The following is a 14722-nucleotide window of genomic DNA, read 5'->3' on the forward strand; positions in this document are numbered from 1 at the left end:
CAAAGGGGTTGGGGTGATGTTTAGAAGACGCGGGAAAGGAAGGCTTTGGTCCGCTCGTGCTGCGGGTTGCCCAGGACCTCGGCCGGAGGACCGATTTCGACGATTTCGCCGCCGTGCATGAACGCCACACGGTCGGCCACTTCCTTGGCAAAGCCAATCTCGTGGGTCACCACGATCATGGTGAGGCCGGACTTTGCCAGGTCCTTCATGACGTCCAGCACTTCGCCCACCAGTTCGGGGTCCAGTGCCGACGTCGGTTCGTCAAAGAGGATCAGCTCGGGTTTCATGGCCAGGGCCCTGGCGATCGCCACGCGCTGCTGCTGGCCGCCGGAGAGCTGCCGCGGGTAGGACCCTTCGCGTCCCTCCAGGCCCACCCGGGCCAGCAGTTCGGAGGCGTGCCGTTTGGCCTCGGCCGGTTTGACCTTGTTGACGAGGACCGGGCCTTCGATGATGTTTTCCAGCACGGTCATATGGGGGAAGAGGTTGAACCGCTGGAACACCATGCCGATGGACCGGCGCTGGCGGGCGGCTTCCTTGTCCGAGAGCTCAAAGAGGCGGTTGCCGTCCTGGCGGTAACCCACCACCTTGTCCCCCACCCAGATCCGCCCGTTGGACAGCGTTTCCAGGTGGTTGATGCAGCGCAGGAAGGTGCTCTTTCCGGACCCCGAGGCACCGAGCAGGCAGACCACCTCGCCGCTGTTGACCTCGAGGTTGATGCCCTTGAGGACCTCGTTGAGGCCAAAACTCTTGTGGACGATTTCGGCGCGGACCAGAACGTTGGTGGTCATGACTTTGCCTTCCTGTTGGTACCGAAAATGCTCGACAGCCGCTGGAGGGGCGTCATGGGCAGCTGCCGGCTTGAGGATCCCTTGGCGAAGAACCGCTCCAGGTAGAACTGCCCGATGCTCAGGATGGACACGGCGCCCAGGTACCAGACGGCGCAGACGATCAGGAGCTCCATGATCCGGTTGTTGACGTAGTAGATGTGCTGGGCCTCGGAAAGGATCTCGCTCACGCCGATCGCGGAAGCCAGCGATGTGGTCTTCAGCATCCCGATGACCTCGTTGCCCACGGGCGGGATGATGACCCGCATGGCCTGCGGCAGGACGATCCGCCGCATGGCCTGCAGCCGGGTCATCCCGACAGCCTGCGCGGCCTCCAATTGCCCCTCATCAACGGAGAGGATGCCGCCGCGGACCACCTCGGAGGTGTAGGCGCCCTGGTTCAGCCCCAGGCCGATGGAGGCGGCGACGAAGGGGGTCAGGATGTCGATCATGCGGCCCGAGTAGAGCCCCGGGATGCCGATCACCGGGAAAATGAGGGCCAGGTTGAACCACATCAACAGCTGCAGGTACACCGGGGTGCCGCGGAAGACCCAGATGTAAAGCCACGCAACGCCAGAGACCACCGGGTTCTTCGACAGGCGCATCACGGCGGTGACCACGCCAAGAACCAGTCCGATCGCCATGGCGACGGCGGTGAGGATTAGGGCTACTCCGATTCCCTGGATCAGGACGGGAACAGCCAGGTATTCCTGCACGGTGGGCCAGTTGATCTTGGCCCGTGAGAAGGAGACGGCCAGCCAGACCAGGAGCAGCACTACGGCCGCGGCACCAATCCACCTCCCGATATGCCGGCGCGGGACGATTTTCAGATCTGCCGCTGCAGTGCCTGTGATGCTGGGCGCTGGTTGAGTCTTCATGGCGTTTTCCTGATCGTGGAGGGTTGTAAGGTCGCCGCGGGGACCTGCGTTGGTGGGCGCCACGGGTCAGCCCGCTGCGCCGGACGGAACGCGAAGCCCCTGGTAGTCGGCCGCCCAGCTTCGTGCCTGGTCAAGCTTCGCCCGGAGACGCGTCAGTTGTTCGGCGACTCGTTCCGGGGCGGTACCGCCAAACCCGGAGTGGGCGGCGAGGGCAGCTTCAAGGGTGAGGACCTCCCTGATATCCGGCGTCAGCCGGGAATCCACGGCAGCGAGCTGTTCATCAGTGAGGTCGTCGTAGTCCAGGCCGTGTGACTCGCAGAACCGCACCAGCGCTCCGGAAATCTCGTGCGCCTCGCTGAACGGAATTCCCTGCCGCGCCAGCCAGTCGGCAACCTCGGTGGCCAGGGTGTAGCCGGCGGTTGCCTGCCGGCGGACCTCCTCGACGTTGACCGAGAACGTCCGTACCAGGCCGGACAGGGCGGGCAGGGCGACCTCGATGGTCTCGACCGCGTCGATGACCGCGTTCTTGTCCTCGGCAAGGTCCCGGTTGTAGGCGAGCGGCAGCGACTTGACCGAAGCCATCAGCCCCATGAGGTCCCCCAGGACCCGGCCGGCCTTGCCCCTGGCGAGTTCGGCGATGTCCGGGTTCTTCTTCTGCGGCATGATCGAGCTGCCGGTGCAGTAGGCATCGTCCATGGTGATCCAGCGGAACTGCTGGGACGCCCAGGAGATGATCTCCTCGCAGAGCCGGGAGATATCGATGAGCGTCAGGGAGCAGACGAACAGGAATTCGATGGCGGCATCGCGGCTTCCCACGGCATCGATCGAGTTTTCCGCGCTCGAATCGTAGCCCTGGTCCAGGGCGGCGAGTTCCGGAGACAGGGCGAAGGTGGATCCGGCCAGCGCTGCCGCGCCCAGGGGCGAGACGGCTGCCCTGCGGTCCCAGTCCCGGAAACGGTCCAGGTCCCGGACCAGGGGTTGGGCGTGGGCCAGCAGCTGGTGCGCGAACACAACGGGCTGCGCCGACTGCAGGTGGGTGAATCCCGGGACCGGAGTGTGGAGGTGCCGGTCTGCCTGGGAGGCCAGTGCCCCGGCCAGTTCCACCAGGAGGTCGGCGATCAGCCGGACCTTGTCCCGCATGTAGAGCCGGAGGTCGTTGGCGGCCTGGTCATTCCGGGAGCGGCCGGCGCGGATCTTTCCGCCCACCGGACCCATGCGTTCGATCAGCAGCCGCTCCAGGAACGTGTGGACGTCCTCGTCCGCTTCCTGCGGGTGGACCAGGTCCGCTTCAATGTCCCTGGCCAGGAGATCGATCGTGTCGAGGAACAGCGCGAGTTCGGCGTCATCGATGAGGCCCGACCGGTTGAGTTCGCGCACGTGGGCCCGGGAACCATGCAGGTCGTAGGGGGCCATCCGGAAGTAGCGCGGATCGGACCGTGAGAAGCGGGAGAGTTCGGGACTGGAGGCACCAGCAAACCGGCCGCCCCACAGCTTTGTCTGTTCTTGCATATGCGTCTAGCTCCTTGGGAAGACTGCCCGGGAAGTGATCCGTATCACTTCGTGCAACGAAAGTATTTCTGGGGTAAACCCTAACTGTCAATGATTTCCGCTTTGTTTCGCGGCTATTAATTTGATGACACCGATTTTGTGACACCGGTTTCAGAGAATAAATCATTGTGGCTGAGACACCGGTATCCTGACCACTCCTCCGCTCCAGGTGACCTGAGAACCCGGTGATTGTTACGGGTCCGGAAGGCGCGACGAAGCACCAGGGCACACTGAACGAACCGGACGCCGCGCGGCGCAGAGCCCCCGGAGGAGCTGCCCTGCCGTTACGCGCCCGCGGGAATTTTCGCCACGGAGCCACGCTCCGTGAACGTGGCCGGCAGCAGATGGTCCCTCTGGTCCGGACCCGAGTGCTCGATCCGGCCAACCAGGACCTCCGCCGCCTTCAGCCCCAACTCATAAGCGGGCAAGGCAACGGCCGTCACCTCGGGGCTGCTGACGGTCATCCACTCGGCGTCGTCCAGGCAGACCAGGGAGATGTCCCGGGGAACCTCCATGCCTGCCTCCCGGATGGCTTGGAACGCCGGCAGCGCCAGGCGGCTGTAGGAGGCAATGACGGCGCTGGGCCGGTCAGGGCGGCGGAGGAGGGAGGCAACAATTTCGTGGGCCCGCTCCGGGGACATGGCGTCGGAGATGAACTCGTACCGGATCCCCGCTGCCCGGGCGGCCGTGCGGACGGCGCGCACCCTGTCCGCGATGGTGGAAATGGGCAGCGGATGCCCGGATTCCAGCTCCTCCGGCGTCTTTGTGGTGGCCGAAAGGAACACGATGTTCGTGTGGCCGCGGCCGATGAGGTACTCCATGACCGCGGTGGCGTCGGCATAGCAGTCAGTCCCCACCCAGTCGGCTTCCACGTTGTCCGGGCGCCGGTCGAAAAGGACCAGCGGCCGGCCCATCCGCACCACGTCCAGCAAATGCGCGGAGTCGCTTCGACTCGTGGAGGCTACGATCAGCCCATCCACCCGCTTGTCCAGGAACACCTGGACGGCTGCCCGTTCGGCGTCCAGGTTCTCATCCGTATTGGCCAGGATGACGTCGAACCCGGCTGCCTTCGCGGCATCGGTCATGCCCCGGACGGCTTTGGCGAAGTGGGGATTCTCAATGTCGCTGATGACCACCCCGATGGTGTGCGAGCGTCCGGAGCTCACGCTCCGGGCCAGGGCGTTCCCCCGGTAACCCAACGCTTCGGCAGCAGCCGCCACCATCGACTGCAGCTCATGGCTTACCGAGCCGTAGCCGCCGAGCGCCCTGGCCGCGGTGGACCGGGAGACGCCGGCCATGCGCGCGACATCCAGCAAGGTAGCGCTGCCATACCGTCGAGATTCCATTCAAGAAATTTACCCCAGAATTTTCAGCCGGATGGAAAAGGGGTCTATTGACACCGGTTTCATTGATATGCTTCGCAGCAGTTGTCAGCTCTTCTCCGGGAAGCGCCAACCTCCCGCCGGGTCACGGCCCAGCTCCGGCCGGCCGAGGACCGGCACGCACGGGGTGATCTCAAGATTCGCGCAATTAATCCCCGTCATGGATAAATCCCCTTCCCCGCCGCAGCACAGGTCCCTATGGTGTTCAGACAAGCTCGCCCAAGGGGGTCCCTCTTGAAATTCACGGATGAATCTTCAGGCACAAGCTGCAACGCATCGGATGCGGCAGAGCACGCAGGCACAGCCAAACCAGCGGTGTCCAAGGAGCAGCGACCGGCGGCACCGGCAGCCCACCGGCGGCCTGTCCCTGCTCCCCCACGCACCAAGCTCACACCCATCCAGGGTCAGCCTTCCAGGGCACGGAACCGGGAGCATGAGGTGCGGCGCCTGATCCACGATCTCGCCGCCCTCGCGTCAAGGCAGTGCCCGCAGTAGTTACCAGCCCGGCACCCCGGACTGGGAGCCGGGCTTAGTCCAGCGCCCAGGCCTCGGCGGCATCGGCACCGCCGGTCTTCCTGCGCCGCCTGAGCACCACCACAAGGAGCGCAGCACTGGCGAGGAGCCCAACACCCGCCACAGCGGCAACTGCCGCAACGGGTACGTTGAAGGACGCCTTGGCAACAACCGCACCGTCTGATGCGCCGCCGTCGGCCGCTGCTTCCGCTGGCTCGTCCCCACCCGTGGCGGGGCCGCAACAGCGCCGGCCTGTCCGGCGTCGAGCACTGTCAGCGATCTGCTCCGCCTGTTGACCACCACCACGGACCCGTCAGCCCGCTGGGCCATGCGGCCCGGATCATCGCCGGCGGCAACCGTCTGCGCGGCGGCAGCACCGGCCGCGATGACGGACACAGTATCGTCCATGCTGTTGGTCACGTACACGGTCCCGTCCGCGGCGGCCAGGACCTCCTGCGGCGCCTGGCCTACGGGGATCCGCCGCGCCACCGTGGTCCCGCCCGGTTCGATCACCGCCACATCGGCGGTCATGATGTTGGCAACGTAGACGGTCCCGTCCGGCGCGACGGCAATCCCGTGCGGGTGGGCCCCGGCTTGCACGTCGATGGTGTGCGACGGCCACGGCGCACCGGCCGGAATCACGGTCACGGTGCCTGCGGCTTCGTTAACGGCGTAGGCTGTCCCGTCCTTGGCCACCGCCAGCCTCACCGGATGCGGGCCGGCCTGGATGGTCCGCTGGACCCACGCGTCGCCCGGCTTGACGACTGACACCGAGTGCTCGTCCGGATTCACCACGTACAGCGATCCCTCCGGGCCCACGGTCAGCCAGTGGGTCCCGGAAGACACCTTCATCACCAGGGAAACCTCGCCGGCGCCCGGGGCAACGACGCCGATCTGGGACTGGGCGCCCTCGCTTTGGGACACGTACAGGGTCCCGTCGGCGGTCACCGCCAGCGAGGTAGGGCCGCGCCCGGTCTTGATGGTCCGGGACGGTGCGGTCTCCCCGGGCGCGTAGGCGTTGACAACCCCGGCATAGGCGTCGTCGCTGACGTACAGGGTGCCGTCCGGTCCGGTGGCAATGCCCAGGGGCTGGCCGACGGCGTCAAGCGACTTGGCGTCGGCGGCGGCGGCAGGCGGGGGCACGACGGCGGAGGCCAGGACCAGCGCGGCGCCGGCCAGCAGTGCCATCCCGGCAGAGGAGACCGCGCCGGCGGCACGGCGAAGCGGCTGATGGATCACGGTGTTCCCCCAAATTCCTGCCGACCCCCGCGGCAGTCCTCCGATCCTACCTACACGGCGCAGCAGACTCAGTGGCGGGCCGCACCGCCATCAGGAAGCCTTGCCGCCCGGACCGGCCGGGGCACGGCACCAAGCGGCACCAGGCGGCTCCTGGCACCCGGGTGGGGCCCGTCGTCGTACCCTCCGCCGCCGGCCCTAAACTGAAGTCCGAACCCTGCCGCCGACTTTCCCATGACAGGACCGCGCCCATGACCCTCGTCCTCCACAACGTCCGCCCCTGGGGCGGGGACGCCGCCGACGTGACGCTCGACGGCGGGGTGATCACCGCCGTCGGGCCTGTTGCCGTGGCCGGGACTGCTCCAGGAGGCCCGGACTCCAAGCCCGCCGCCACCGTGGACGGGCGCGGCCGGATCCTGCTGCCGTCCTTTTCCGACGTCCACGTCCACCTCGATTCCACCCGGTTGGGGCTGCCGTTCCGCCCGCACACCGGAACGCCCGGAGTGTGGAACATGATGCTCAACGACCGGAACAACTGGCGCGACGCCGAAGCGTCCATCACCGAGCGGGCCACGCACACCCTGGGCGCGATGATCGGGCGCGGCACCACCCGGGTGCGCAGCTACGCGCAGGTGGACGCCGACGCCGGGCTGGAACGCTTTGAGGCGGTCCTCGCCGCCCGGGAAACGCACCGCAGCCGGGCGGACGTCGCGGTGATCGCGTTCCCGCAGGCCGGGCTGCTTCGAGAGCCCGGAAGCGCCGAGGTACTGGAGGAGGCGCTGAAGCTCGGCGCGGACGTGGTGGGCGGGATCGACCCCTGCGCACTGGACCGCGACCCGGTCCGGCACCTGGACATCGTCTTTGGCCTGGCCGAAAAGTACGGCAAGCCCGTGGACATCCACCTGCACGAGCCGGGCCAGCTGGGCCTGTTCAGTACCCAGCTGATCCTGGAACGCACCAAGGCGCTGGGCATGCAGGGGCTGGTGACCATCTCGCATGCCTTCTGCCTCGGTGAGCTGCCGGACGCCCAACTCGACGAGCTCCTGGCGGACATGGCCGAGCTGGACGTCTCCGTGGCAACGGTTGCGCCCGCGTCCCCGCTGCCGCTGGAACGGCTCACCGCCGCCGGCATCCGGGTGGGCCTGGGCGAGGATGGCCAGCGCGACTACTGGTCCCCCTACGGCAACGCGGACATGCTGGACCGGACCTGGCAGCTGGCGTTCACCAACAAGTTCCGGGCGGATGGGCTGATCGAGCACTGTGCGGCCGTGGCCACCATTGGCGGGGCAAGCATCATCGACCCCGCGGCACAGCGGCTTGGTTCCGTGGCGGACCGGCCCGGCCTGGCAGTGGGCGAGCCCGCGGAACTGGTGCTGCTAGAGGGCGACACCGTCACCGCCGCCGTGATGGACAAGCTCCCCGGCCGCACGGTGATCCACCGCGGCACCGTGGTGGCGGACGGGCTGCAGCTGGCCTGAGCTACTCCCCCATGCCAGGATGCACCGGAACGTAGTCCACAGTGGTGCCGGAGTTGGTCCGGCCGGCAGGGGCACGGTTGAACCCCCGCGCGTCGAGCCCGTTCTTGGCCCGGAATTCCGCGAGCGCAGCATCGTAGGCGTTGTTGAGGGTCCGGCCGGAGAATTCACCGGTGCTGCCATCGGCGAAAGCGATCCGGATGCGGATACCGGCCGGGTAGTGCCGGCTCATCCGGATAAAGCCTTCGGCGTCCTGGTGCAAGGTAATCAAGGGGGCTGCTTTCGGTCGTGGGATCAGCCTCAAGTCTGCCACCCCTCCGCGACGCCCGACGGCGGCACCCCGGGTTCCGCGGGCGGCGACGGTCCGGCGCATACTGGAAGAGCCGCCCCACCACGCGCGCATCCCCTCCGGACCCGGACCCCGAAAGGCACCCGCATGCCCGCCAGCACCTCCCCCGCCAATCCGGCCAAGCTGCACCTGGTGCTCATGCTGGTCCTGACGTTCTCCACCGGGGTGCTCGACGCCGTCGGCTACCTGGGCCTGGACCGCGTGTTTACGGCGAACATGACCGGCAACGTGGTGATCCTGGGCATGGCCCTGCTGGGCGCGGACAACCTCCCCATCCTGGGCCCCATCGGTGCCCTGGCCGGGTTCATGACCGGCGCCCTCATCGCGGGACGGGCACTGCGGCCTACCAAGTCCGGCTGGAATCACCGCACCACCGTCCTGCTGGCGGGCGTCAGCACCGTCATGGCGGCCGTGGCCATCCTCCTGCTCAGCGGCGCGAACCCCAGGAGCAGCGAAACCGCCACCGTAGCCATCACCGGCACCCTGGCCGTTGCCATGGGCGTGCAGGCCGCCACCGCCCGGCACCTGAACGTCAAGGACGTCCCCACCGTGGTGGTCACCTCCACCATCACCGGCCTGGCGGCCGATTCCCACCTTGGCGCCCGCACGCACCCCTTCTGGGGCCGGCGCCTTGCCGCAGTGGGCCTGATCATGGCAGGAGCCGCGGTCGGCGCGGGCTGCGTGCATCTCCACCTGGGCCTCGGGGTCCTGCTGACAGCGCTGCTCACACTCGGCGTGGCACTGTTCGGACGGACCACCGTCCCCAAACACGGGCACGAAGTGGCGACGCCGGCAGCAACCCGGGTCCCGCCGTCGTGAGCCGTGGCCCAACGAACCCCGCCTGACCTACCGCCGGTCTGGGGCGGGGGCAGCGACGGCCGGAGCCACGGCGCCGCCCTGGTCCCACCAATCCAGCACCCTCATTGCGGTGAATGTCAGCCACTTGGACGGCTGGCCCGGTGGAACGTCCGTTTCGAACCAGACCCGGCCGGGGTGGCGCCGCTCCTGGACCCACGTGCCGTCAGCTTGCCGGGCGGACCTGACCAACGAAACGGCCTCCGCCAGCCGCGGATCGGGCGCCGCGGCGTCGTGCAACGCGGCGGCGCGGAAGTAGTCCAGCGCATTCAACGCGCTGTAAAACCAGCGAAACGGATAGACGAACCGCGACGCCCAGGTCGCCACAGGCTCGCCCGTGGTTTTCCGGTACAGCAACCGCCGCTCCAGCAGATACTCCTGGCCACGGTTCCTGGCGGCCCGGAGCTCCCTTGACCCGCCAATGGCTGCCTCGTAGGACAAGAGGCCTTTGAGGGAATTGATTGTTGAATGGAACGAGGACCGCGTTGACCCTTCCACCCACTCGCAGTTCCAGCCGCCGTCGTCCTGCTGATGCTCCAGGAACCACTCGGCAAGCCCGGCCACGTCCGCACCCAGCCACGCACCGTTGGCCAGGGTGAATGCGTTGATGCAGCAATCCACTTCGCCCTCCCAGTACGGCAGGTTCTGGTATTCCCACCGGCTGTTGGCGGCAAGCTTTTCGGCGGTACCGCGGAGTGCGTCCGCCTCCAGCCCCCACTCACGCAGCATGTTCAAGGACCAGGTGGTGGCGGTGTACGGCTGGCCGGCGTCGGCCGAGGCCTCCGGGCCTTCGAAGTCAAAGTCCGCCGGGAAGTATGCGCCGCCGGCCCACTGCCCGTCCGGGTCTTGCAGCGCCAAGAGCCTGGCCCCGAACCCCTCCGTCCGAACTTTGGCCCGGGTGGCTTCCCAGCTGGACGGCGGGGCGCCTCCCAGATCCCTTTGCACCTGCCATCGCAGGGCGGGATCGGAGTCGAGCAGCCAGTCCAGCAATTCAGGGTCCACGGCCATAGCGGGGAGACTACCACGGCCCGGGACTGGGCTGTTTGAAGTCCAGCGCCGCGGCCGGGGTGTGGACTATTTGAGGCTCAGCGCCACCACAAGGCCGATGACCACAGCGGCCACGACCCCCAGCGAAATGTAGAGTCCGGCCTTCATCGAACTCTTCTGCACCGTGGCTCCGGCGTTGGGGAGCGCTTCCTGCCATGCCTTGATGGCGTCCAGGCCCTGGTAGTAGGCGAACATCATGGCGGCTCCGCCGGCCGCGCCCGCCACAGCACCCAGGCCGCCCGCGCCGCTCATGGCGGCCCCGGCGGAACCGGTGCGGCTCAGGCCGGTAGGGTCCGTGCGGCCATCCGCGCCGGCGGCCATCTCCGCGAGTTGCCAGGAGGACGGGCTGGGCGACAAGGACGCGCCCACGCCCACGATGTCGTACTTCCGGCCGTTCGCCGTGACCACCATCGTCCCCATGCTTGTGAACCGGACCGCCGCCTGGGCTGCCGGCACGGAAAATACCGGCACCCCGTCAGCATCATGCATGCTGAACGTTCCCGCGCTGTCCATGGCCACGATGGCAGGTACTGTCCTGGCTCCGTTGATCATGCTCTTGCGCCAGTAGAGCAAGGACTTCATCGGGGCCGCGGAAGCTGAGGGTGTTATCTCCATGACCACAGCTTAGGCGGCACCATCCCCTGCCCACCCGCAGCCGGCATGGGGAGATCTTCCCTTGCCGGGCCGCCGGCCCGTACATCGGCACCCGGGGCGCGCGCCGTCGTCGTACGTCCTTCCGGGGCGCTATTTAAGTTTTGGCACCAGCACCGGCGTGTTCTTCTTGTACGCCTCGTAGTCCGGCTGGCCGCCCCACTTCTTGTCCGCCTTCTTCTCCAGGGGCGGGACGCCACTGCCCTTGGTGAGCAGCAGGGCCACGAACACCGGCGAGATCAGCGCGGCCCACTGCCAGCCCTGGAGTACGGGCAGCGCGATGATGGCCACCCCCACCCACAGGGTGATTTCGCCGAAGTAGTTCGGGTGGCGGGACTTTGACCACAGCCCGGTATTGATGAAGCGTCCCTTGTTGGCGGGATCTGCCTTGAACCGGTTCTTCTCAATATCCGCCAGGGTTTCCACCGTGATGCCCGCGGCCCACACCAGCAGGCCCACCCAGAAGAACCCGTCCAGGCCAACCTTTTTGTCAGAGGTGATGGCCACCCATGCCAGCGCCGCCGTGAGCACCACCCACAGGCCCTGGATGGTCCAGGTGTTCAGGAAGCGGAGGAAGTCCGGCTTGAGCTCATCGAACCGGTCATCCTTGCCGTGCTTGCTGATCCGCAGGAACAGGAAGCTGCCCAGGCGCGCGGCCCACAGCACCACCATGGCCGCCAGCAGCAGGCCGCGCGCATCGACGCCGGGGGAAGCCAGCACCAGGAACACGGTGATGGAGATGTAGGTAAGGGCCCCGGTGAGGTCATAGAACTTCTCGGTCTGCGCCTTGAAGCTGGGAATGAACACCAGCCACTGGATCACGAACGCCGCGGCAACCCCCAGCGCAAACACCGGGAACCCGCCAATCCGGGAACCTCCCTGGCTTCCGGCGAGGGCGATGAGGACCGCCACCACCACGGCGATGACAGTACTGACGAGCGCCTTGCGGCTGCTTCCATTCACGGACAGGCTCCTTTCCCGGGGCCCCAGCGCGATCCTGCGCTGACGATACCCTCTTATCCTGCTAGTCTCTCATGTATTCAAATCTATTTGATCACTAGAGGACAATAACTACAATATGGGAAGGCCAAGGAGGAGGACCCGTGGACGCACCGCTGCACCATCCGGCCGCCGCCGCGCTCCAGAACTTGTTCAACCTCGCCAATGAGACAGAGCGCGAGGTGGCCCGCCATCTTGAACTGAACCTCACGGACTACCGGGCACTCAGCGCCCTGGTCCACTCCGGACCGCTCACCGCCGGCGCTCTCGGGGAAACTTTGGGCGCCACCGCGGCCACCACCACCGCCATTGTCGGCCGGCTCGAAGCCCGCGGCTACGCTGAACGCCTGCGCTCCGCCGAGGACAGGCGGCATGTCCATGTCAGCGCCACCCCCGCCGCCGCCGACAGGATCCGGCACCTGATGCTCCCCCTCATGGATGCCACCAACCAACACATCCACACGCTCCCCGCGGACGAACAGGCAGCCATCGCCGGATTCCTGGACGTCGCCTTGACCCTCATGCAGGACCATCTGCATTCCCTTTCCGAGAAGGACACCCCTTGAGAGAGTTCACCTCGCCGCCCCTGGCCGACCTGTCCACCCACCGGAACGCCACCGATCTTCTAATGCACCGGTACCGCACCTCCCCGGAGCACGTCGCTTTCGAGGTGCGGGCCAACGGTGCCGACATCACCGCCCCCTGGCGCCAGGTGACCACCCGCCAGTTCGTTTCTGAGGTCCGGGCCCTTGCCAAGGGCCTGATCGCGGCCGGCCTGCAACCCGGCGAAACCATGGCCATCATGTCCCCCACCCGGTACGAATGGGCGGTGGCGGACATGGCGGCGTGGTTCGCGGCCGCCGTCGTGGTCCCCATCTACGAAACCTCCGCCCAGCCCCAAGTGACCGCCGTGCTGTCCGACGCCGACGTCCGCCTGGCAATTGCCGGCACCACAGCGCACGCCGCGCTGCTGGAGCAAGGGTACGCCCGGACCGGAACTCCAAACTTGGGCATTTGGACCATGGATGCCCGCCCCGGAGCTGACCTTCAGGCGCTGGTGGAACTGGGCACCGACGTTCCGGACCGCGACGTGGAGGAACGGCGCCTGCTGCCGGACCAGGAGTCCGTGGCCACGATCGTCTACACCTCGGGCACCACCGCAGACCCGAAGGGCGCGTTGATCACCCATGGCAACTTTGTGGGCCAGATCCTCAACGTCGGCGCCGCCTACACCAGCGTGGTCCGCGAGGGCGGCAACACCATCATCTTCCTGCCCATGGCGCACGTCCTGGCCCGCGGCCTGCAGCTCATCTGCCTGGCCAACGGCATGCGCATCGCACACCTCGCCGATCCCCGTGAAGTGGTGCCGGCCCTGGGCGCCCTCAAGCCCACGTTCCTGGTGGTGGTGCCCCGCGTCCTGCAGAAGATCCAGGCGTCCGCTGCGGCCGCCGCGGCGCAAAAGCACCTGGGCCGGGTCTGGGCGCTGGCGCAGCGCACCGCGGTGGAATGGGGCAGGTTCGCGGAAGCGCACGACGCCGACCCCGGTGTGCGTGCCCCGCTGGGCCTGCGGGCCCGCCGGGCCGCGTTCGACCGTGTTTTTTACGCGCGTCTCCGCGCGCTGGTGGGCGGACGCCTTGACTACCTGCTGTCCGGCGCCGGCGCACTGGACACAGAATTGTCCCTGTTCTTCCGGGGCCTCGGGCTGCCCGTCATCGAAGGCTACGGACTCACCGAAACCACAGCCCCGCTCACCGGCAATCTTCCCGGCGCCATCCATTCCGGGTCCGTGGGCGTCCCCATGCCCGGCACCACCGTACGGATCTCCGATCAGGGCGAAGTGCTGGCCAGCGGGGTGGGCGTGTTTGCCGGGTACCGCCGCGTTTCCGACAACGACGAAGCGTTCGTGGACGGGTTTTTCCGTACCGGGGACCTGGGCGAACTGGACTCCCACGGCCGGCTCACCCTCAAAGGCCGCATCAAGGACGTGATTGTGACCGCCGGCGGCAAGACCGTCACACCCGCCATCTGGGAAGGCTATGTGGAGGGCGATCCCCTGGTGGCCCACGCCATCATGGTGGGCGAAGGCAAGCCCTACCTTGGCGGCCTGGTGCTGCTGGACCCGGAGTCCGTGACGGCGTGGGCCGAGCGCGAAGGCATTGCAGACCTTAGCGGGCTCAAGATTCCGGATGACGGCGGCGCCGTCCGGATCGAGGACGCCCGGCTGCTCAGCGTGGTGGGCAAGGCGGTCAGTGCCGCAAACGCCCGGCTGGCCCGGTCCGAACAGGTGCGCAAATTTGTCCTGCTGCTGGCGGACCTCAACGAGGCGCACGGCAATGTCACGCCCACGATGAAACTCAAACGCACCGTGTTTGCCGAACGCGCCCGGCATTTCGTGGACCACCTGTACACCGATTCAAGGAGCCAAGCATGAACCCCCGCACCAAGAACTGGCTGACCGCCTACGTTGTCAGTGCCGTGATTTTCGCCGTCCTGGACGTGGCGTGGATCCTGCTGGTGGCCAACCCGCTGTACCAAAACCAGATCGGCGGCCTGCTCGCTCCCAAGGCAAACCTGGCCGGGGCCGTGCTGTTCTATGTCATCTTTGTCGCCGGAATGGTGCACTACGGCGTCCGCCCCAATACCCCCGACGCCACGGTACGCCAGCGCGTCACGGGAGCAGCCTTGTTCGGGTTCTTCACCTACGCCACGTGGGCGCTGACCGGGTTCGCCGTGCTGAAGGATTTCCCTGCCCTGGTGGCCGTCACGGACATCCTTTGGGGAGCCGCGGCCTGCAGCATCGTCACCTGGGCCACCGCCACCTTGCTGCGGCGCCGGCTCGCCCGCCCCGCCGCAGCCTGAGTCTTCGTGGCGCCCGCGTCACGGACAGCACGCTTTAGACCCAGGAACGGCGGCGGAATCCCGTAAAGCCGGGACCCGCCGTCGTCCGCCCCTGCTAAAGCCTGCC

The 14722-nt window shown here is 67.3% G+C and carries 14 protein-coding genes; 5 read left to right on the plus strand and 9 right to left on the minus strand.

The window, feature by feature from the left end; genetic code table 11:
- Positions 1 to 20 precede the first annotated feature (20 nt).
- From QRM96_RS19550 to QRM96_RS19570, 5 genes are all read right to left on the minus strand, one after another.
- A complete protein-coding gene (locus tag QRM96_RS19550; protein WP_285320642.1) occupies positions 21 to 788 on the minus strand; it encodes an amino acid ABC transporter ATP-binding protein in 768 nt (255 codons plus the stop codon).
- Positions 785 to 1702, minus strand: a complete 918-nt coding sequence (locus QRM96_RS19555; protein WP_285320643.1) for an amino acid ABC transporter permease — start codon at positions 1700 to 1702, stop codon at positions 785 to 787. The genes QRM96_RS19550 and QRM96_RS19555 overlap by 4 nt, the downstream gene beginning before the upstream one ends.
- 66 nt (positions 1703 to 1768) lie before the next feature.
- Positions 1769 to 3211: an argininosuccinate lyase gene (gene argH / locus QRM96_RS19560; RefSeq protein ID WP_285320644.1), complete on the minus strand. Its 1443-nt coding sequence runs from the start codon at positions 3209 to 3211 to the stop codon at positions 1769 to 1771.
- Between the two features lie 323 nt (positions 3212 to 3534).
- Entirely contained in the window at positions 3535 to 4596 is a 1062-nt protein-coding gene (locus QRM96_RS19565) for a LacI family DNA-binding transcriptional regulator (RefSeq protein ID WP_026264666.1), read from the minus strand.
- A gap of 531 nt (positions 4597 to 5127) precedes the next feature.
- Complete coding sequence (locus QRM96_RS19570) at positions 5128 to 6384, minus strand: virginiamycin B lyase family protein (RefSeq protein WP_285320645.1); 1257 nt, start codon at positions 6382 to 6384, stop codon at positions 5128 to 5130.
- A gap of 248 nt (positions 6385 to 6632) precedes the next feature.
- Here QRM96_RS19570 and QRM96_RS19575 point away from each other — a divergent pair, with 248 nt between their 5' ends.
- Positions 6633 to 7859 (plus strand): amidohydrolase, encoded by a 1227-nt coding sequence (locus tag QRM96_RS19575; protein ID WP_285320646.1) that lies wholly within the window; start codon positions 6633 to 6635, stop codon positions 7857 to 7859.
- Between the two features lies 1 nt (position 7860).
- On the opposite strand, the gene QRM96_RS19580 is transcribed toward QRM96_RS19575, so the two are convergent.
- Positions 7861 to 8127 (minus strand): hypothetical protein, encoded by a 267-nt coding sequence (locus tag QRM96_RS19580; protein ID WP_285320647.1) that lies wholly within the window; start codon positions 8125 to 8127, stop codon positions 7861 to 7863.
- Positions 8128 to 8292: 165 nt separating this feature from the next.
- On the opposite strand from QRM96_RS19580, the gene QRM96_RS19585 reads away from it, so the two are divergent.
- A complete protein-coding gene (locus tag QRM96_RS19585; RefSeq protein ID WP_109863589.1) occupies positions 8293 to 9024 on the plus strand; it encodes a YoaK family protein in 732 nt (243 codons plus the stop codon).
- A 27-nt stretch (positions 9025 to 9051) separates the two neighbouring features.
- On the opposite strand, the gene QRM96_RS19590 is transcribed toward QRM96_RS19585, so the two are convergent.
- The 3 genes from QRM96_RS19590 to QRM96_RS19600 form a co-directional block, all read right to left on the minus strand.
- Positions 9052 to 10068, minus strand: coding sequence for a squalene cyclase (locus tag QRM96_RS19590; RefSeq protein WP_285320648.1), 1017 nt, complete (start codon positions 10066 to 10068; stop codon positions 9052 to 9054).
- A 66-nt stretch (positions 10069 to 10134) separates the two neighbouring features.
- Positions 10135 to 10722 (minus strand): hypothetical protein, encoded by a 588-nt coding sequence (locus QRM96_RS19595; RefSeq protein ID WP_240617817.1) that lies wholly within the window; start codon positions 10720 to 10722, stop codon positions 10135 to 10137.
- Positions 10723 to 10851: 129 nt separating this feature from the next.
- Complete coding sequence (locus QRM96_RS19600) at positions 10852 to 11721, minus strand: DUF1295 domain-containing protein (RefSeq protein WP_018762072.1); 870 nt, start codon at positions 11719 to 11721, stop codon at positions 10852 to 10854.
- Between the two features lie 140 nt (positions 11722 to 11861).
- Here QRM96_RS19600 and QRM96_RS19605 point away from each other — a divergent pair, with 140 nt between their 5' ends.
- Genes QRM96_RS19605 through QRM96_RS19615 form a run of 3 tightly spaced genes read left to right on the plus strand, consistent with a single transcriptional unit; the run spans position 11862 to position 14616 of the window.
- Positions 11862 to 12323: a MarR family winged helix-turn-helix transcriptional regulator gene (locus tag QRM96_RS19605; protein ID WP_018762073.1), complete on the plus strand. Its 462-nt coding sequence runs from the start codon at positions 11862 to 11864 to the stop codon at positions 12321 to 12323.
- Positions 12320 to 14188 (plus strand): AMP-dependent synthetase/ligase, encoded by a 1869-nt coding sequence (locus QRM96_RS19610; protein WP_285320649.1) that lies wholly within the window; start codon positions 12320 to 12322, stop codon positions 14186 to 14188. Before QRM96_RS19605 ends, QRM96_RS19610 begins: the two co-directional genes overlap by 4 nt.
- Positions 14185 to 14616 (plus strand): DUF2177 family protein, encoded by a 432-nt coding sequence (locus tag QRM96_RS19615; RefSeq protein ID WP_018762075.1) that lies wholly within the window; start codon positions 14185 to 14187, stop codon positions 14614 to 14616. Before QRM96_RS19610 ends, QRM96_RS19615 begins: the two co-directional genes overlap by 4 nt.
- Positions 14617 to 14722: the final 106 nt, after the last annotated feature.

The sequence above is a fragment of the Pseudarthrobacter sp. lyk4-40-TYG-27 genome (assembly GCF_030209295.1).
Classification (GTDB): Bacteria; Actinomycetota; Actinomycetes; order Actinomycetales; family Micrococcaceae; genus Arthrobacter.